Annotated in this window: 12 protein-coding genes; 6 read left to right on the top strand and 6 right to left on the bottom strand. The window is 54.7% G+C overall.

Going from position 1 to position 19,726, the window contains the following annotated elements; genetic code table 11:
- Window positions 1–37: 37 nt before the first annotated feature.
- The 4 genes from ABX962_RS08465 (at window position 38) to ABX962_RS08450 (ending at window position 4,950) form a co-directional block, all read left to right on the top strand.
- Entirely contained in the window at window positions 38–1,936 is a 1,899-nt protein-coding gene (locus tag ABX962_RS08465) for a polyprenyl synthetase family protein (protein ID WP_372718428.1), read from the top strand.
- A gap of 153 nt (window positions 1,937–2,089) precedes the next feature.
- Window positions 2,090–2,671, top strand: coding sequence for a hypothetical protein (locus tag ABX962_RS08460; protein WP_372718427.1), 582 nt, complete (start codon window positions 2,090–2,092; stop codon window positions 2,669–2,671).
- 106 nt (window positions 2,672–2,777) lie between these two features.
- Window positions 2,778–3,515 (top strand): tetratricopeptide repeat protein, encoded by a 738-nt coding sequence (locus ABX962_RS08455; protein WP_372718425.1) that lies wholly within the window; start codon window positions 2,778–2,780, stop codon window positions 3,513–3,515.
- A 37-nt stretch (window positions 3,516–3,552) separates the two neighbouring features.
- Window positions 3,553–4,950 (top strand): hypothetical protein, encoded by a 1,398-nt coding sequence (locus ABX962_RS08450; RefSeq protein ID WP_372718423.1) that lies wholly within the window; start codon window positions 3,553–3,555, stop codon window positions 4,948–4,950.
- A gap of 48 nt (window positions 4,951–4,998) precedes the next feature.
- On the opposite strand, the gene ABX962_RS08445 is transcribed toward ABX962_RS08450, so the two are convergent.
- From ABX962_RS08445 to ABX962_RS08430, 4 genes are all read right to left on the bottom strand, one after another.
- Window positions 4,999–5,583 (bottom strand): sigma-70 family RNA polymerase sigma factor, encoded by a 585-nt coding sequence (locus ABX962_RS08445; RefSeq protein WP_372718421.1) that lies wholly within the window; start codon window positions 5,581–5,583, stop codon window positions 4,999–5,001.
- Between the two features lie 272 nt (window positions 5,584–5,855).
- Complete coding sequence (locus tag ABX962_RS08440) at window positions 5,856–7,064, bottom strand: sialate O-acetylesterase (protein WP_372718419.1); 1,209 nt, start codon at window positions 7,062–7,064, stop codon at window positions 5,856–5,858.
- Between the two features lie 219 nt (window positions 7,065–7,283).
- Window positions 7,284–8,897 (bottom strand): family 16 glycoside hydrolase, encoded by a 1,614-nt coding sequence (locus tag ABX962_RS08435; protein ID WP_372718417.1) that lies wholly within the window; start codon window positions 8,895–8,897, stop codon window positions 7,284–7,286.
- 299 nt (window positions 8,898–9,196) lie between these two features.
- Window positions 9,197–12,727 carry a family 16 glycoside hydrolase gene (locus ABX962_RS08430; protein WP_372718415.1) on the bottom strand — a complete coding sequence of 1,177 codons (3,531 nt, stop codon included), beginning with the start codon at window positions 12,725–12,727 and terminating at the stop codon, window positions 9,197–9,199.
- Between the two features lie 273 nt (window positions 12,728–13,000).
- On the opposite strand from ABX962_RS08430, the gene ABX962_RS08425 reads away from it, so the two are divergent.
- Window positions 13,001–14,593: a LamG domain-containing protein gene (locus tag ABX962_RS08425; RefSeq protein WP_372718413.1), complete on the top strand. Its 1,593-nt coding sequence runs from the start codon at window positions 13,001–13,003 to the stop codon at window positions 14,591–14,593.
- A 50-nt stretch (window positions 14,594–14,643) separates the two neighbouring features.
- Here ABX962_RS08425 and ABX962_RS08420 read toward each other — a convergent pair whose 3' ends face one another.
- Window positions 14,644–15,483 carry a hypothetical protein gene (locus ABX962_RS08420; protein WP_372718411.1) on the bottom strand — a complete coding sequence of 280 codons (840 nt, stop codon included), beginning with the start codon at window positions 15,481–15,483 and terminating at the stop codon, window positions 14,644–14,646.
- Window positions 15,484–16,068: 585 nt separating this feature from the next.
- On the opposite strand from ABX962_RS08420, the gene ABX962_RS08415 reads away from it, so the two are divergent.
- Window positions 16,069–18,180, top strand: coding sequence for a DUF1080 domain-containing protein (locus ABX962_RS08415; RefSeq protein WP_372718409.1), 2,112 nt, complete (start codon window positions 16,069–16,071; stop codon window positions 18,178–18,180).
- A 141-nt stretch (window positions 18,181–18,321) separates the two neighbouring features.
- On the opposite strand, the gene ABX962_RS08410 is transcribed toward ABX962_RS08415, so the two are convergent.
- A partial coding sequence (locus ABX962_RS08410) for a hypothetical protein (protein ID WP_372718407.1) occupies window positions 18,322–19,726 on the bottom strand: 1,405 nt, incomplete at its 5' end.

Below are 19,726 nucleotides of genomic sequence, written 5' to 3'. Positions count from 1 at the left end.
TTGAGCTGGCAAGAGATCCCATCGGCTCCATCCCTTGATGATCCCACCTAAGGAATCTGGTTTGTCGACCGCAACCACTTCAAATAATACGTCCACCTCGGCGGATACTCGCGCCGATTCGGCGGCGCGACCGGCGCGTCGTAAAACGAGCCACTTAAAAGACGTCCCTGCGACGCTCGAACTTCGCGAAAGTTTGCGCTCTCGCTGTGCCGAAGTCGCCAAGCGAATCGACCGCTCGGTCCCCTTGACCAAGGACCAAATGGAACAAATTGCTCGGCGGTTCCTCGAGGAAGCCGATCTTCCCGAGGGGTACCTGGGGTGGATGATGGTGATGATCAGCAGCGAATTTTGGAAAGACCAATTGGCGTCGGTGCCACCGGAGCGTCGGTTATTCCTGTTGCCTCACTGCTTGAAACATGCCGAAGGGTGTCCGGCGGAGTACGACCAATTCGGGATGAACTGTAAAGAGTGCGGGGCATGTAGCATCGCCGATTTTCGTTCGATCGCCGAAGAGATGGGCTATCGCGTGTTGGTCGCCGAAGGTTCCCCGGTGGTGCTAAAAATCATCATCGGCGGTTACGTCGATGCGGTGGTCGGCGTTGCCTGTTTGAACGTGCTTGAAAAAGCGATCGACAAAGTCCTGCTGGCGGGGATCCCTTGCATGGCGGTGCCGTTGTTGAGCAGCGATTGTCGTAACACCAAGGTTGACGAGTCTTGGGTCGAGCAGATGATTCGGACTCCCTACGTTCCGGCAACGCATCAAACGAAGAGCTACGTTCACTTGATGCGGGCGGCCAGCGAATTGTTTGCCCCCGACGCGATGGACGAATTGGCACCCCGCGTGCGTGACCAATCGCCGCTTGGCGTTAATGCGGTGACGCCCGATTCGATTGCAAAGCTTGATACGATTGCCGCGACCGAGCATATCGCCTACGACTTTTTGGCTCGCGGCGGTAAACATTCAAGGCCCTTCATCACGCTGGCCGCCTATGATGCGATGACCGGCGGCGATTGCACCGGGGAAAGTGGCGCCGCTGCGGTCGGCGCGATGCCGATCACCGTGCGGCGGGCCGCGATGAGTATCGAAACGTTCCATAAAGCCAGTCTGGTTCATGACGACATCGAAGACGATGATGCGTTTCGTTATGGACAACCGGCCGTACATCATCGCTTTGGTTTGCCGACCGCGATCAACGTGGGCGACTATTTGATCGGATTGGGATATCGATTGCTCAGTCGACGTGATGCCGACGATGCGATTTCATCCGAGGCACGCGTCGATGTCCTGGACGCGTTGGCCACCGCCCACACGCGGCTAGCCGAGGGGCAAGGTGCAGAATTGCTGTGGCGAGATTCTAAGAGTCGTCAACTTTCGCCGCTCGATGCGTTAAAAGTCTATGCACTGAAAACGTCACCCGCGTTTGAGGCCGCGTTGTACAGCGGCATTCGCTTGGCGGGCGACGCGGAAGCATACCGCAAACCAATCCGAGATTTCTCGCGTAACCTCGGCGTGGCATTCCAAATTTTGAACGACATTGGCGACTGGACCGGCGACGATCACAACAAACTTGCCGCCGGTGGCGACTTGTTCGGCGGACGTCCGACCATTTTGTGGGCACTTGCACTCGAAGCGTTGCAGGGCGACGAGCGTGCCTTGTTGATCCGTTTGGTCGAGAACCCCGCCGCCTATAGCGACACGGAACGGTTGGCGATCGCAACACGGTTGTACCACTCTGCGGGTGTCTTTGACACGGCGATGCAGTTGGTCGATAAACATCAGGCCCGAGCCGAAATGGTTGCCGACGAACTCGAGCCCGAGTCACTTCGCCGACTGCTATATTTCCTGGTCGATACGGTGCTTGAGCGTCCCGAGGTCCCTACCCCCACCGTGATTTCGTTAAGCAGTGTTCCCGTCAATTCGTTGCCTGTTGTCTGATACGATTCGATGGCATTGCGCGAGTGAAGTCACCACCGCGAGCGAAGTCACCACAGCGAATATCCGACGTTTTTCCGGCATATACTGAACGACCTGCTTGGCAAATGCTCGGCGGCGAATTTGATTACTCACCACGCATACATGAAGGGTTCGATGTCGCCTAAAAAACTTAGCATCGAAATCGAGCATCTCGTTGGTCAATTCTATTCGCTGAGGGAAGAAGCGGAACGCGACGCGGCAACGCGGGTCTGTTCTGACTTAGCCACGTTCGAGTCGATCGCGAGCGCTCCGCCGCCGTTTGACCAACTGCTTGATCATCACAAACACATGACCGTCACGGTCGAGGCGTTTCATGGTCAAAAAGTCGACGTGGTCGTGCACCGTACTAAACGAGTCGACAATTGGTACTCGCGTGAAATCACCTTGGTGACGCAGCAAGACAAAAAAATTGTTCAATACGGAATTGTCCGATTGAATGTGGACCAATTAAGCGAGCCGGTATGGAGCCGGATTGAGAGCGAAGCCATTCCGCTGGGCCGAGTGTTGATCGAGCATAATGTGCTTCGCCAGGTCCAGTTGTGCGGATTGTGGCGAGTAAGTGCAGGCCCCTCGCTGGCTTCTCTCATGCAAGTGGAAAAAGACGAGACGCTTTTCGGGCGAACCGCATTAATCTATTGCGATGGTGATCCCGCGATCGAACTGCTTGAAATCGTTGCGCCGGTTCCCTCAGACTGACCCCTCTCTCCCCTCCGCTGAGGCCTTGGAAATGCATTTGCGTCTCGTTTCAAAACGCCACTCAACCTCGTTTTTCTTCGGAGTGGCTGCATCCGTCGTGATGCAGATGACTTGTCTATCATTGGCCAGCCATGGCCAAGATTCCGATTCGATGTCGGTCTCATCCTTGAGAGCCACTGGGCTGAAAGCACTGCAGGAAGGGAACCGCGATCTGGCGATCGAGTCCGCGGACGCCATCGTTCGCCAACACAGTAACGATGCCCGAGCCATTCGCTTGGCGGCGGATATCTATCTACGTAGCGGTAAGGTCGATTGGGCCACTCGTCTGTTTAACCGCTACGCCAAAGTCGCTCCCGAACAGATGCCTGAGTTGTGGCAACGTGGCATCGCCTTGTATTTTTCGGGGAACTACGGCGAAGCGGCGAAGCAATTCGAAGCTCATCGCAGCGTCAACCCGAATGATGTCGAAAATGCCGCATGGCACTTCTTGTGCGTTGCCAAAGCGAGATCGTTTGACGAGGCTAAAAAGCTGATTTTGCCAGCTCCCGGCGATCGTCGAATCCCAATGCAACAGATTCTGGAAATGTTATCCAGCGGCGACACCGAAGCGGTAAATGCCCGCGTCAACGAAACCAAAGTGGGCACCGCGGAACGAGCCGACGCCGCTTTCTATGGTGATTTCTACCTTGGGCTGTATGCCGATGCTGCGGGCGATCTGGAGCGAGCACGCAAACTGTTGGACCGCGCGTCCAAAGACGCACCGCACCATTATATGGGCGATATCTCGCGAGTTTACGCAACGTATTTGCACAGCGACGACGCTAAAACTAGCGTCAAAAAATAATCGTTCTTCAAATCGCATCGCATCCTCAAGGTACACCATGTCCGCAGCGGATCCGCCCCGCCGGTACTATCGTAAGATTGCCATTTTGCTGTGTGTCTTGGGGATGCCGGTCCTGCTTTGTTCAGGCACCGCGACGTGGTGGTTTGCGCGACAACAGATTGCGGCAGGAAAGTTAGCTTTAAAACGTGCCGAAATTGTTGCTCGTGGATTACCGATCGATAACGAATCGATTGCTGAGTTCCGTTCCGAGCGGATGAGTCACGAGCTGTCGGATCGTTGGATGCGTTTGCTGGACCAATTCGAAACCGAAGCGTTTCTAAAGTCGTGCGAGGGTATTCCGATTGTGGGTGTCACCGAGGATGAGCCTTCTATCGCGTTGGATTCGCCTAACAAATATCAAGACGATATCGAGCGATTCTTGGATCAATGGGCTGGTTTGCGGGCGGATCTTCACGAGATCACCGAAGGCAGCGGGGCGATTTGGACCGACATCGAATTTGACTCCTATGCAACTCTACTTCCTCGAGTGCAGAGCACGCGGTCGGCAGCGAGGCTGCTTTCGCTTGAATTCATGGATGCCGTCCGCCGTGGTGATCGCGAACAGGCGTTTCATAGCATCATGGCCACGATTGGCGTCGCACGATCGCTCGAGTCGGAACCGATTTTGGTTGCCACATTGGTCCATCTTGCGATCAGTGGAATGGCACTGGACAATCTGAAACTAGCGATTGAACGTAATTTGTTTAGCGAAGAACAACTTTTGCGACTTCTTGACCAACTCAAGTCGTACGATGATTTCGGCACAAAATATCGGCTCGCTATCGCGGGCGAGCGGGCGATGTCTCAACCGGTTTTTGATAATCCGGGGCAATTGATGGATGACGGAAACGAAAGCAAGATTGGGGCTCGCCCCATCGACGCTTTGGCGGCTCTCGAATTCCTTGAACAAGCCGAGTCGATTCCCACCGAGAACTTGACCGATTTCATGGTCGATGCAAAAGCGTTCGAAACCGAGGTCGATCGTCAGTTTAAAGAAGCGGGATGGTTGCAGAGATGGGACACGGTCATGACCAGTTTGACGGTTCCAGCGGTCGGTGCGTACGCAACGGCAATCGTACGCAATACGATGCAAATGAGAATCGCAAAGCTGGCGATCGGATTGCGTTTGTTTCAAAAGCGTCGCGGTCATTGGCCCGATTCACTCGACGAACTCAGCGCCAGCAGCATCGGAGTGGAGCTGGGGCCGACCGAGCCGATCGGAGACAAACCGTTTGGATATCGAGTGGAAAACGACACGGCGGAGCTGTGGGGATTCATCCCTGAGAACGACAGCGATTCGACACCTGAATCGCCGCCAGATTCAATCGCGGCATCCGAGATCCAACCAGATCAAGTGGATTATTGGCATTGGAAACTTCAACCGCTGGCGAACTAGCAGCACGCAGGAACCGCTTGGAAACGCAACACTGCGGGGCCCGATCGATCAAACGCTTTCGATGCAAATCGACTTCGAGACACATTCGATCAGGCTCGCACGCAGCCGCTGGATCGCTTTATAAAACGCCTGCTCACTTTTCCCTGATTGGATTGCGACATCACGCATGACCACGCCGGCCGAATGGACCTTTAGCAGGACCTCACGTTGATCGGGATGCATCTTTGCTAGGCATTTCTCCAGATGCTGACGGTACAGGGGCTGAGGCTCGTCCGCGGTCGATTCCTCGGACAACAAGTCCCAAACGTCGTCGGCAAATACGAGTGGTGTGCGTGCGATGCGGCGGCGGTGTTTGAGCGCTTCGAAGCGAGCAATTGTCAAAAACCAGCCGCCAAAGGCCGTGCCTTGCTCAAAATCCGAAAATTTTCGCCATGCGATCAAACTCGCTTCCTGAATGACCTCATCCACATCGTTCCAGGTCGGCAACAACCCACGTAGAAACGCGCGCACCTGGGGTTCATGTTCAAGCAATAACCGTACAAAGGCTTCGCCCTGGTCGACACCGGCCTGGTCAACACCGGCCTGCGCAACACCGACCTGCTCCGCTTCGGGCTGCTGAGTGCTATCGTCCATTTTGAGTTGCCGTGGTCGAGTGTTCAGAGGAGGCACGATGCCCAACCGTCAACAGAAGGGAGGCGACTTTGCCTCATCATACGCAAGCGTGTCTCTTCGATTGATCTGATTATATCATCCCAGTGGTTTCGCGGTACGCCGCACGTTGTCTGGTTGCGACGAGTAACACGTGTCGAGTTGAGCGGGTCGGAAGCTTTCGAATCAGCAAATAATGCTCGCCTCTTAGTCCCGACACGCTGCGAGACGTCAAACGACATTCAACGAGTTTAACACTACGGGGTTTTGTTGGACATCTGCAAAATCGCATCGGCGAATGCGTCCCCCATGATGGCGAACGTTTTCGCGCAGCCAAGGTAGTGGTAGCCGGCGTTGGATGCGCCTCGTTTTCGCAATGCGACTTCCTCTGGACTGATCAGCTCGGCTTCGAATTTCTTCAAAAACTCAAGCTGTTCTTGCTCGCTCATCAAGCCGTCTGCGTTGGCATGGTTCTTGTTTTTGGTTCGCAGCAGGTAGCCCATCTGACGCACCGATTCGTATTTCTCTTGGATCGCCGCCAACGGTTCGTCCCAGAATGGCGACGTTGGCACCGCGGTGACGTCGCCGCGAAATTCGGGTAGCGAGGCGGGGGCGGCCATCGCTTCACGGAACATCAAATTGTCAGCGTTCACTTGTTCACCGCCGACTCCCATCACACCAATCACGAACGGCATTTTTGGTGCGGTGAGGTCGCTGCGAACGTCGCGAATGAAATCGGCCATCCATCCGCTGTACTTAGCAAAGCGATTTTCGGAACTGTCCGCAGGCAACCGTGGATAGACGTCGCGGTTGACCATGTCGTTGAACCCTTGGAACCAAACGAACCCCGCGATTTCGTAGCCTTGTTTCTTATCGTAGTCGGGGCAAACTCGACCGATGTCACTGAGCACCTGTTTAACGTGCTGGATCATCAGCCGGTAATAGTGGCCTGATCCGCTCGCGGGATTGCGATCTTTGGCGATGTCTTGTTCGGTTCGCGGATAGACTCCCGCGCTCGGCGGACGGAAATCATAGAACAACGATTTGCCGCCCCAAGCAGTCTTAATAATCAAGACCGGTTCGTCGTAAACCTCATCCATCTTCAAACCAAACGTGAACTCAGGGCCGATCTTGCCACCGTTTTCACTTGGGTTGGATCGAGATCCGTAACCCGCGGTAAGCTTGCCGAAGCCTTCGCCGTTATTGTCGCCTCGCCCGGTCAGATAAGAGATCCATGCCCCTTCGCAGACGCGCGGATTGCCGTCGTCGTCTCGCATCTTTTCCAGTAGCGGCTTCGTCGCAGGATCGTCTCCGATGTAGTCAAACGTCTCGACCTTGGCATGCCCTTCCATATTGGATTGCCCCGCCAAAATAAACACCTTGATCGGCCGCTTTGCCGGGTCCGCCGCCAGAATCGCGGACACCGAAAGCAAACTGAACGCTGTAAACCAAAACAATGTTTTCATGGGAAGCTTTCGATGTGGGATAAGCATCTTGCCTGTCTTGCGGCGCAACGTTGATGTCCTTTCAACGGCGAGGTCATTCCGTAGCGAAACTCGCCAAAAGTTTCGGATGGGGGAAGTTTGATGACAACCTGGAAGCAGATCCCACATTGACGAAAGTCTTGACGGCTTTCGCTACGTTTGACGGAGCTGACGGACAACAGGCTGGCAGCCTGTGCTACGTTAGGACTTCAGTTTCCAGAGCAGGTAGTCGGTGGTCGTTTCGTGATCGACGTTCTCGGCCCCAGGATACACCAATTCACAATCCACGCCTGCCGCCTCGCAGTGTTCTTTCAACTTCACGCCAAAGTTGGACGTGTGTGTGGGATCCTTTTGGTTCTGCCCGAGCGCTGGAGGGGCTGAGTAGCTCAGATACACCGGTGGATCATCCGAACTGACCAAGGCATAAGGCGAATATTCGGCGATCCAGGGCAAGATCGTATCGCGTTTGGCAAGGAATTGATCGAACGCCGACAACTTGTTTGCCGAGTCTCCATGAAACCCGAATGCGTGCCCACCGTAGCGGCTGTTCGGTGTCCACTCTTTCATCTGTTTCGGATCCAGCGTCGTTTGAGCACCGGTCACGGCGGCGCACCACAATCGCGTTGACTCACGTGCCACCGCGTCTTCGCTGTCTGGATCCGCCATCTCGGGATGAAACGTCAACCACAGACTCGAACAGGCCCCGGCGGATCCACCGGAGGCACCGATTCGTTGTTTATCAAGATTCCATTCGTCGGCCTTGCTACGAACAAATTGTAGCGCCCGCGCCGCATCGCTGAGGGGTCCTTTGACCGGCGGCGAGACACCATCGGCCGTCGCTTCGGCGACAAAACGATACTCAACCGAGACCACCGAAATGCCTTCGGATAACATCGTTGGCAACATGTTCACCAAGCCACTTAGCCGGCCGCCGCCACTCCATCCGCCGCCATGAATAAAAAACAGCACCGGGGTTGGCTTGTCCGATTTGGCCTGCCAAAAATGAAGCACCTGTTTCGGGTGCGGGCCATAGGCAACGTCGTATTGGGTCGGATCGGGAAGTGGGCGAAATGTCGCCAAGATTCGCTGGCTCTCTTGCTCGCCGATCTCACGAACGAAGAGGTTACGCCAGCGGATCTCGCCGCCGTGGGTTTGCAACATGATCGGCCCTTTCGCGGGCAACGGCTCCGATCGGTCCCAGTAATTCTCCATCACCGCACCTTCGACCACCAAGCGTTTGTTGAGCCAAACCCAAGTTCGATCACCGACTTGTCGGATTCGCAATTGGTTCCATTGGCCAAACGGTTTATCGGCTCGCATAATGGGATCACGCCCCAACGTGCCGGGCGTATTGTTGAACAGGCCACCGGAACCTTGATGCGGTTTGCGATCAGGTTTCTTTGGATTGAACGCTTGGTTCCAGTCCCAAATTTGAACTTGCGGCGTCCCACGCAAATAGACACCGCTGTCCGCACCGGGAACCGTCTTGTACTCGATCAGCAGGTCGATGTTTCCGAACTCCTGTTCGGTCGTTGCGTAAGGCCCATGACCATCGTTGACCAGTTCGCCATTTTCCACGGACCAATTCTCGGGAAAGGCTGCCCGCTGCTCGCGTAGGTTGGCCTCTTTCTTCTCACCCGAAAGTTTAACGGACGCGTGTGGATTCCATCCGTACCATCCCGAAAGATCGTTGCCGTTAAAGATCGCTCGATAACCTTCGGGCGGTTCCGGCGATGCGGCGTCACAAGACGGTGCAAGCGACAAACAACTATAGGCGACAGTAAAAATCGCCAGGAACCGAACAAAATATTGCATGGTGAACTTTCCAGGTGGGATGGGTTTGAATGGGGGATAGGCTTCCAGTTTGTCATGCAGCTTCCCTTTGATTCCACTGCAACGAGGCCGCGATCATCATGGTAACGAAACTCGCCAACGGCTTGTTGACTTTAGTCCAAATGCGAATCGCAACGGTGCCGTGGGCTCTAAGGCACCGGGTACTGCGTGGAACCCGGCCGCTTACGCGTCACGGCTCAATAAATCACCAAGCCCCCAAGAGTTTCGCTCAGGTCCGCGGCAGTCCAAAATCATCGCGACCGTTGCTACCGCAAGCGCTCTCACTTTGACTTCGCCTGTTCTAACATTTTTCGAACTCGTTCTTGTTCTTTGGCGAGTGCACCCGCAGGGACCGGCATCGGTTTGAATTCCGCCGATGCTTTCAGCTCTTCTGCCGGCGGAATCTCTCGCCAACGCAAATTGCGAAACCAGACGGGTTGCCCATGGTCTTGTAGCCACAGTTCCCCGCCGCGTCCGGTTAAGTCACCGCCGCGAATCGTCAACAATTTGACCATGGCGGCCCATTTGGGATCGGTGTAGTCGAAATCCAAGACCTTTTCGTTGTTGAGCCAGTGCTGGATCACCGTTCCTTTGCAGACAACACGACCGCTGTTCCATTGGCCCACCGGGCGTGTCGCGTCTTTGGACGGGGCCATGCAGAAAAACAGCGACGCTGCGGCTTGACGTGGGTTCTCGCCATAAGGGCTGCCGATGTTATCGAGCACTTGATACTCGACTTGTCCTGGTCGGTAATAAACGCCGCTGTTGCACCCTTCGGACACTTTCCATTCAAAGCGGAGCTCGAAATCGTCGGGGACTTTTTTGCGTTTGTACGTCAACGATCCTCCCTTGGCCGCACGAAAAAAGGCACCGTCTTCGATTCGCCAGTTACCGTCTTGCTGCCATCCGTCAAACGTCTTGCCATCGAACAGTTCGACAAAGCCTTGCCGACTTTCTGCCTCGCTCATCTTGGCAATCTTTTTTGCCATCGGCTTGCTGATCAACATGCGGAGCTTGGCTCGTTCGCTGACAAGCTTTTTCGCCAACACGTCTTCTTCGCTAAATCGGGCCATCAAGATCTCACCATCGGTTGCCCGATTGCGGTCATAAGATATGTAGATCGTGCCGTCGGACGACTGCAAACCATCGGGATAGCTGATCCCTTTTCGATCGTCCAGCACCAAGCCGCCGGACCATGTTTTGCCCTCATCGTCCGATAGCCACGCACTTAGTTGAACGCGTCCTTGATGGGAATCAATTTTGTCCCCGTGCTTGATCAGCAGAATGCGGCCCGATGCCAGCCGGCGAACGAAGAATCGTGCATTGGGGTGGCGAATGACCTCATGCTCCGTCGGCGTTTGCCAAGTGCGACCACGGTCGTTGGACGTGGTCTGCATCATCCCTCTGGCCGTACGAGCGAGCATCCAAAGCGTTCCGTCGGTTCGCTCGATGATCATGTGCTCGTGCCAATCGGGGTTCGGGAACGTTGCCGCACCACGACGTTGCCAGGTCGCCCCTTGGTCATTTGAGACATGGACGCTCGCGCCACGCAGCGGATCCAGCTCGGAGAAACAACCGCGGAACGGACCAAAACCAGGACGCTGGTCAAGCGAAATCGGCAGCATCCATTCGCCGCTGGACAACACCGTGGGCTTGTTCAGCATCACACCGTCAGCGATACGGCGGGGTGTCGTCCAGACAGGATCGTCGGCATCGGGGTTGTCACAGCGAGTGGCCCAGACGCCGGCGCGACCGTCAAACATGTCCATCGACTGATCAAAAAACAGCCACAAACGTCCGAGCGGATCGGTCCACAAGTTGCCAACCAGGACACTGCGAGGACGCGGCAGATCGTTGTTATGCGAATCGACCACCAATCGAGGCGGTGACCAGGTTTCGCCGTCATCGTCGCTGGTTGCCAAAACGAAGAACGCCTCGGGGCTGTCGCCGCCGGCGACCCAGCACGCCCATAGCCGTCCACCGACTGTCCGTTCGATTCCAATCGTCATACCGTAATCGAGTTTGTCATAATCGTATTCGGGCAGCGGCGATGTATTTAGCACCGGGGTTTCAAGAGCATGTTCGGCGATCTTTTCCATCTTTTCAATTCTCGCGGCCGCTTGCTCTGGCGTCTCCTGCGGCGCCGCACGTCCCTTGGTCACACGCGAGGTGATCTCGGTCGCTTCGCCCAAGACCAAGAACGCCAGCTTATCAAACCGCAATCGATCCCCAGGGTTCAGCGATTTGCGGTAAGCAAACACACGATTGATTTCACCGGGAAACAACTGGAACTCAGGCGTGTCGACTTTGGTAAAGCCCTGTTTCAGAAGCGACACGCTTTGGTTCGCCGGATGCGATTTGCTAAGCGTCATCACGAAGATTTCCCCCGGCTTCACACACTCGATTTCGTGACCTTCAATACTGGTCCGTACAAATTTGCGTCCCATCAAGAAATCAGCCGCTTCGGTCAGCGTGTAATCGCGGTTGGTGAACAGTTTGACGCCCGGTTTCAACACAGCAGCCTGCTCTACGGACGCAGCAATCGGACTGCGTTTCTTGCCGGCTTGCGATTCGAACTCGCCCACCGTTTCCAGTTTGCCGAACATGATTCGTTCTTTCCGACTCGGCGACGAGTCACCTTGCGTCACGCTCAACCAAATCGCTCCGTCGTGTTCATGAAACGCGGGGTACTGGAACGATTTCGTGGTTTCAAAGCGATACTTTCGCTGCCATGATTTGCCGTCGCGCGAAATATCGATATTGAAAACGCTCCGGCCGACGCCCTGAATCTTCGTTGCTTCCTGCCAACCGAGATAATAAATGTCGCCAAATTTGTCGAACGTCGGCTTCGAGTTTGCTCCATTGGGAATCGAGGATAACTCGCGTCCCGGTGTCCATGATTTCCCGTCCACGCTGGTGGTGACGTGGTAGTTGCCTCCGTCGTTGCGACAGATCGCCATCCATGTTCCATCGGGCAATCGGTTGGCGGCCGATTCACTCAGGTTTCCCGATTGTGGCTCGTTAAAATGCCCCACCACTTCGAAGGTGGCAAAGTCGTCATGCGCGATCGCCAGGGCATTCTGTTTGCCAGGGAAGTTATTCAATGCCACATAGGTGGTGTCATCGAAGGTTTTGAAGGCATCAAAAAGGTAACATCCGTAATCTTGCGGTCTCTTGCTGAACCCATTGGCGGCTGCATCGTCGTGCAAGTATCGCGGCTGCATGTCAAACGTGCCTGCGGCCGTTTTGAGTTTTGCTTTGTGGATGGTGTCCTGAAACTGCTGTGACTGCAGATCAAAATCGCGATACCAAATTTGCGACTGCCGCACCCCAGGTTGCTCGCTGGCAAAGTAGCAACGCAGAGTGGCGTCGCTGATTCGCCGAATCCGCGGCACGAAACAAGCACCGATCGGAAGCGCCACGTTGGCGAAAACTTGCTCGGTGCGAGCCAGCGGCACGATCGCTTTGACATCCAGCGTTTTCAAATCGACGATGGACATCGCACAGTAGACCTCGGGCCAAGCCGGACTTTCGCCTGCGCGCTGATCGCTCAATTCGGCAACGACATAGGCTTTGTCGCCAACGACCACAAACTCTGAATCGTGAGCCCCTTTGACTTCAGAACCCGTTACGCGGACAAGTCTCTGCATCACCAAATCGCCAGCCAGTGCGGGATCCCAATCATCGGGGATGATCGATGGGGCAGAAACATCGCGGCCAGAAACCAACGTGTCGGCTGCCGGGACGGAATTAGAAACAAGCAGGATGGCCGTGATGACAAACGACGCCAATACAGAGCGAAAGGAAAGCATGTGTGGTGAGACTAAACGTGATTGGGGGGAGGGCAGGGAGCGGAGGGAACTCGATACCAATCGATCCAGGCACTCAGCCAAGGACACGATTGTCCTAATCAATATAGTCCGCCCCGCGACGGGAAAACACCACCAAAGCTCAATTCGCGTTGCCGCCAGATGGCCGATATACTTAGGACGAAGGATTGGATTCACAGGTATATCGCTGACGCTCCCGTTTACTAAGGTCTTTTTGCAATGCAGTTTCGTCGTTACTACCGTGGGTTACCCTCTATGCTTCTGCAGCTCGCGGTAATTCTAGTGCTCAGTACATCGCTAGGGGCTGCGGACGATGTGGAGATGAAGGCTGAGGTCCCAAATGAAAACGCGCAGGCGGAGAAAGTCGCGTTAATTAACGAAATCTATCAGCACGATTATGAGTCCGCGCAGACTCGAGAACAGAAGTTGCGTTTTGCTCGGAAACTGTATCACGTCGGGTTAGAAACGAAGAATGATCCGACGGGGCGATTCGTCTTGTTGCGAATTGCGAGAGACATCGCGATAGAACAGCGTGATCCGATCACGACTATCCGTGCGATAGACGCGATGGATGAGACCTTTCAGATTGACGCGTTGCAGATGAAGGTTGCTTCGTTGACAAGTATTGCCAGCTCCGCTCGCATGCGGAGCGAGCAGAAAGAAATAGCGGCGGAGCTAATCTCACTGATCGATCAATGTGTCAAGTCAGACCGCTACTCGATCTCTGAGCCTTTGCCCGCGATCGCAATCAGTGCTGCACTGAAAGCTAGGGATACATCACTGCGTATCGCCGCAATCGCACGTGAGGATGAACTGGTTCGATTGACCCGTGACTACAGCCGCATCGTCAATTCGCTTGAGACGCTCGCGGTTGCTTCGGATGCTCCCGAAGCTAATCTTGCCGTCGGTCGATTCTATTGCTTTTCGAAGCAAGATTGGACGCGGGGTCTACCGCTGCTGGCCGCGGGCACGGATCAGGTGTTGAAATCTCTATCCTTGCAAGAAATGGCACAGCCTGCCGATGCGATGGCAATCGGCGAAGGGTGGTGGGAGTTTGCTGAGACGACCAGCGAATGGGAGAAAAAGCACATCCGCAAACATGCCGCGATGTGGTATTCGAAGGCGATCCCCGATCTATCTGGACTTAACAAGGCCCGCGTCGAGCGGCGTATTCAAGAAGCGGGAGTGCAACGAAGTGACGCTACATCCAATGGTCATTTCGCAGTTCGCTTCGCGCTGGCTCTGGATGGAAAAACGAGTTTTGTGTCGATGAACACCTACCGGTACGATGGACGCTATCCCATCACGGTGGAAGCGATTGTCAAAGTGGACGAGCCACCGAAAACGACGGGAGTGATCTGTGGGACATATGATGACGCCGGATTGGGATTGGCAATACTGAAAAATGGTTTTTGGGAATTTGCCGTGCGTTCTCGCTCCGGTGGATACCGGCTCAGCCAATCCAGCAATCCAGCTGCACTGGGAAGGTGGACTCACGTTGCGGGAGTGTATGACATGGGCCAATGCTACCTCTGTGTTGATGGAAAGATTCAGCCGTCGGTCCAACCTGTGCCAGGCGGACATAAAGCGTCCAAGATTCCGATGAAATTGGGGATCAATCCGGGACGTGTGCCCGTTGATTTTTTCCTAGGGCAGATACGAGAGTTCAAAATATCCAAGGTTGCCCGATACACCGCCCCTTTCCGGGCAGCTGAAGAATTAGATGTCGACGACGACACGATCTTACTACTGAAATTAAACGAAGGCAGTGGCGTGGTGGCAAAAGACAGCTCGGGAAATCAGCATCATGGTGCGATCGTAAACGGTACTTGGATCCCCCTGAACTGATGGCGGTGTATTGCCAAGATGCAATCCATGCTTTTGCTTAGATGGGCACGCTACTTATCCGCTGCGAATCGAAACTCAGGTTTTCCCGTGATGTCGGTGCTGGTAATTGTGGGACACCAGTAGCGTTCGATGTGCATCGTGACCAAGCGGTTACCATCGAAATGGTCGACATACGGACTTTGGCGGTGATTGTACATCGTGTCACTCAAGTCTCGCATTAGCACCACGTTTTGACCTTGATAGACCATTTGACGAATTGAAAAAGGCCGTCCCAACACGCACATATTCATGTGCACTCCCATCACAATCACGTTCCGAATGCCACGTTGTTTCATCAGGTAGAACGCTTCGGCGTTGTCGGTGATCGCATCACCGGGCTGAATCTCGATCGTGTCGATTTGCCGACTCCATGCTTGTCGTGTTGTGCAAGGAGGATCGCAGTCGCAGCCACCATCAGAGTCGTCGATGGGTAGCGGCGGTTCGCGCGCGGGATCGAGGTAGGCCCAGCGTTTGAGCGGTAGGGCGGTATCGACCGGCGGCGCTTGCTTCGCAAGTTTTCGCATCGGGGTGTCTTTGTAATAATCGATCACCGAGCTTGGGCAATGAATGATCAACACCCCTTTGTTTCTGGCTTGGCGAATCACCGTGTTCATGTGCAGTGCCATCTCGGAGACACGTTTTGTGGCGCCGTCGCACCAATGTTGATCCCACATGTCGCAGACGATGATCGCCGTCTCTTCGGCTTTCCAGCTTCGCGTTTCGGACGTGGTTAGATATCTCGGTTGACCCCCACTGTTGTCGCTGACTTGGCTGCGTGTGTGCAGCGTGAGCGTCTCTGCGGAGACCGTCGCGGTCAGGCACGCGATTAAAGCGATTGCGAAAATGACCATCAGACATTGACGCAAGTCGGCACGGAGGTGGAACAGGAGCTTTGGGAACAAGGGAAAATTACGACACATAGTCATCAGCCTCGATCGTGGAAAGACTCGATACCGTAAAGCGGTAGGAATCTTGAACGACTAACAGTGTAAAGAGTATTGTCGCCGCCATGGGGGGGCGGGTGGTTTGCGAATGGTAAACGACGAGGTGACGACACGTTGTGGCCCCGAACTCGTATCCTAGGATATCGTTTGCGGTCGCTATTGCGACTAAGAAACGAGTGCCGGCTGCAATGCTCTAAGCACGCTTACTTTTAGCACCCCAACTCTATTGACTTTGATGCCACGGTAGTTGCGGCTGCCTTTTCTAGGAAATAGGATGGTGCCTGGATGATCCGGTTAGCGACCGATGGTTGATCTTCATCCAGGAAGGTTTCTGGCACATCGCCGATCTTTCAAGTACAGAGTCCCACCTTTTTGCTAGGGCGACGTATCAAACGATGCGGTCCTAGCGTCCTACCTCCTACGCATCGTGTGCGACGATTTTTGCGTCGTAGAACAAAGATGCTCCAGCAATTCCCTGAGTGGAATGAACTGATGAAATTGATCCATCGTGTACCTTCGATAACGCTATTGATGCTGATTGCGTTACTGGCCTTCCAACCGCAAACACCAACCTATGCCGCAACGCCCGATGGATTTACATCGTTGTTCAACGGAGTGGACTTGAGCGGTTGGAAAGGATTGGTGGGGAATCCCAAGACGCGTGCTGCGATGTCGGCAGAGGAGTTGTCAGCGGCGCAACAGGAAGCGGACAAGATCATGCGAGCCCACTGGAGTGTCGTCGATGGCGTGCTGAAGTTTGATGGCAAAGGCAAGAGTCTGTGTACCGAGCAGGAATACGGTGACTTCGAACTTTACGTCGATTGGAAGATCCTCAAAGGCGGAGATAGTGGGATCTATTTGCGTGGTAGCCCACAGGTTCAAATTTGGGACACCGAGTTCGAAAACTATTTTCGTCACGGCGCCGAGAACGGTTCAGGTGCGTTATGGAATAACAAACGCAACCCCCGCTTTCCGCTGGTCAAAGCGGACAAACCGGTGGGGCAATGGAACACGTTCTACATTCGTATGGTTGGCGAGCGAGTGACGATCAGGTTGAACGGGCAATTGGTGGCCGACAACGTGGTCATGGAGAATCTTTGGGAAAGAGATCTGCCAATCTACCCGCGTGGACAGATTGAATTGCAAAACCATGGCAATACGCTGTACTTTCGCGACATCGCCATACGTGAAATTCCGGCCGACGAAGCGAACGCGATTCTGACCGCAATGAGCGATGACGGCTCATTCGAGCGTGTCTTTAATGGGAATGACTTTACGGGCTGGAGCGGCGATTTGGACAACTATGAAATCGTGCAGGATGCGATCCTCTGCAAACAGGGAAAAGGAGGCACGATCTTTACGGAGAAACAGTACGACGATTTCGTCGCAAAATTAGAATTCAAACTGCCGCCCTCCGGAAATAATGGACTCGCCATCCGGTACGCCGGCAAGGGCAGCGTCAGTGCGAATGGCATCGAACTACAAGTCCTTGACTCGGAAGCCGCGAGGTACGCGAATCTTGATGCACGCCAATATCACGGTTCGGTTTACGGATTGGTTCCCGCACATCGCGGCTATCTGCGACCGACTGGCGAGTGGAATTTCCAGCAAGTGACCGTGCGTGGATCAAAGATCAAAGTCGAACTGAATGGCTTTACAATTCTGGATGCCGATTTGGCGGAGGTAAAAGAGTCAAAGAGCGGTGCCGTTCCTGAAGGAGCAAGACGAAAAGGAGGACACTTCGGATTTGCGGGGCATCAGGATCCCGTCGCGTTCCGCAATGTCGCGATCCGAGAATTACCCGGCGAGCCAGCGGAACCTTCATCGCGGGACGTCGCGGTAAGCCCGACCGAGGGTCCAATTGAACTGTTTAACGGACGCAATCTGGAAGGTTTTTATAGTTGGATGCGAGACACCGAGTACGCCGACCCGAACAAGGTGTTCACGGTGAGTGATGGGATGATTCATATTTCGGGTAACGGCTACGGCGCCCTTATCACCAACCAATCCTATCGAGATTATCATTTGATCGTCGAGTTCAAGTGGGGCGAAAAAACGTGGGGCGATCGCGAGGATCGGGCCCGAGATTCTGGGATTTTGGTGCACGCCTGGGGGCCGGATGGTGGGTTCGGCAACACGTGGATGGCCGCCATCGAAGCTCAAATCATCGAAGGCGGCGTGGGTGACATTTTGGTGTTGACCGGTGCGGACCCGGTGACAGGGCAAGTGCTGCCGGTTTCGCTGAGTGCCGAGATCGCGAAGGATCGTGACGGTGAAAAAGTCTGGAAGCGAGGCGCCGATCGAATGACGCTTTCGAGCGGCCGGATCAATTGGTTTGGACGCGACGAGGACTGGGCCGACAAAATCGATTTTCGCGGCAAACAGGATGTTGAAAGCCGCTTCGGAGAATGGACTCGGTTGGAAGTGATCGCCGATGGCGGCCACTTGCTGTACAAAGTGAACGGTGTCGTCGTCAACGAGGCGTTCGAAGCGAAACCCGACTTTGGGAAACTGCTTTTGCAAACCGAACAAGCGGAAATGTTCGTCCGCCGCTACGAACTTTGGCCTCTTGGCAAGGCTCCGGCTGACGAGCTGAAGCAATAACCAATCACGCGCTGCCGGTCGCACGGAACCTGCGGCATTTGCCTGGCGTAGCTACGCTCGCCAGAGCGTGGTTTTCCACCGCGAACCCGGGCGCAGCGACGCCGCAACCCCATAAGTTGTTTTCGTACTTCTCGCTGCTTGTCAATTTTCGATCGTGGCGGTGAAGGTTCCTCGCAGTAAACTTTTGTTCGCGTCGGGCAAGCACAGGTAGATTTTGCCAGGCAGTTTGCCGTCGGCCGATTGTCCAAACTCTAATCGCATCGCGTATTCGCTCATAAAGATCTCCGTTTCCAAGCCGTCATCGGCCGTGCTATAGCGGAAATGCACATGAGGCGACGAGAAGCCTGATTTTGCGTTGACGTCAAATGTCTTGCCATCGGGTTTCTCGTCCTCGTCCAAGAACAAAAAGATGATCCATGAATGAACGTCCTGATTGCCATCACGGTGCGTCAAATGGAGGATCCCATCGCGGATCCTCGAGTCGTTGATCGTGGTGGGCATCCCGGCGGCGACCCCGGAAGCCGTCGTGGACGGAATTTCCAATCCAGCGAGATCCAAGCTCCAGCCCTCCGGTGCCGGACCTGATGAGACCTTCTTCGCACCTGCGGGTGCACTGGAGCTCGCCATCGACTCGGAGATCTCGAATTGGATGCTGTCTTCGCCGCTGAAACCAAACTCCATTTCGGGGCCAGCCGCGTCGCCGGCATTTCCGGCGCCGAAATTTAGCATCGCTGCCGCTTTTGTGATTGCCTGGTCAAACTCCTGTTGCGACTCGGCCGCCAGTAGTGAATCCAACACCGTGCCCGCCATGACGGTAAACATACTCGTCATCATCGTTATGCCCTGCATGCTTTCCGCGTTCTCTGCTTTCATCTGCTCCATCGATTGTTTCAGTTCGCCGGATTCGAGTTTCGACTTCAGTTCCGTCCATTGCTGGAACTGTTCCTCGGTGACCCAGCGATTCGAGACGCGGACAAGTTTCGCCTCGCGAGACGTGAATTCAAAGTTGAAGTCGCTTGCAGGTTGATCGTTTTCTGTTTGCGGAACACGTACGATGGCGTGATCGTCATCAATTTGCTCGATCGTCAACGAGTCGAGGAAACCGTCGATTGCACCCGGAGGGGCAAGTTCGAACAATCGTTTCAAGTGTCCACCGATCCGAGGGCCGTGATAATTGATCGTTTGCGAAAGGTTGCGTTCTCCCGCCATGTCGAATGAAAGAGCGAAATCAACTAGCTCGTAGAGGACGCCGACGGCGGGATCGTAAGCTTGTTCGATTTGCGGCATTGCCTCGGCGGGTGCCTTTCCAAATAATGGCGAGCCAAGCACAAACTCTTTCTTAGTGACCAAGACTTTGATCGCCTTGAAGACCACCGGCTCTATCTGGTCTTGCAGAGCGGACCGCTGATCGACGAGCGGGCTGACTTCACCGCGAAATCGGTCGTCATCAAACGTCGCTCGCATCTCTTCGGGCAGTGCGTGCCACAACACTTCCGGATGCCCCGCCAGGAATTGGTGTTTGGCAAAGTTGATCGTTTCACGCACC

The sequence above is a fragment of the Novipirellula sp. genome (assembly GCF_041583735.1).
In the GTDB taxonomy this organism is placed as follows: Bacteria; Planctomycetota; Planctomycetia; order Pirellulales; family Pirellulaceae; genus Novipirellula.
This window is presented reverse-complemented; position numbering and strand designations above follow the sequence as displayed.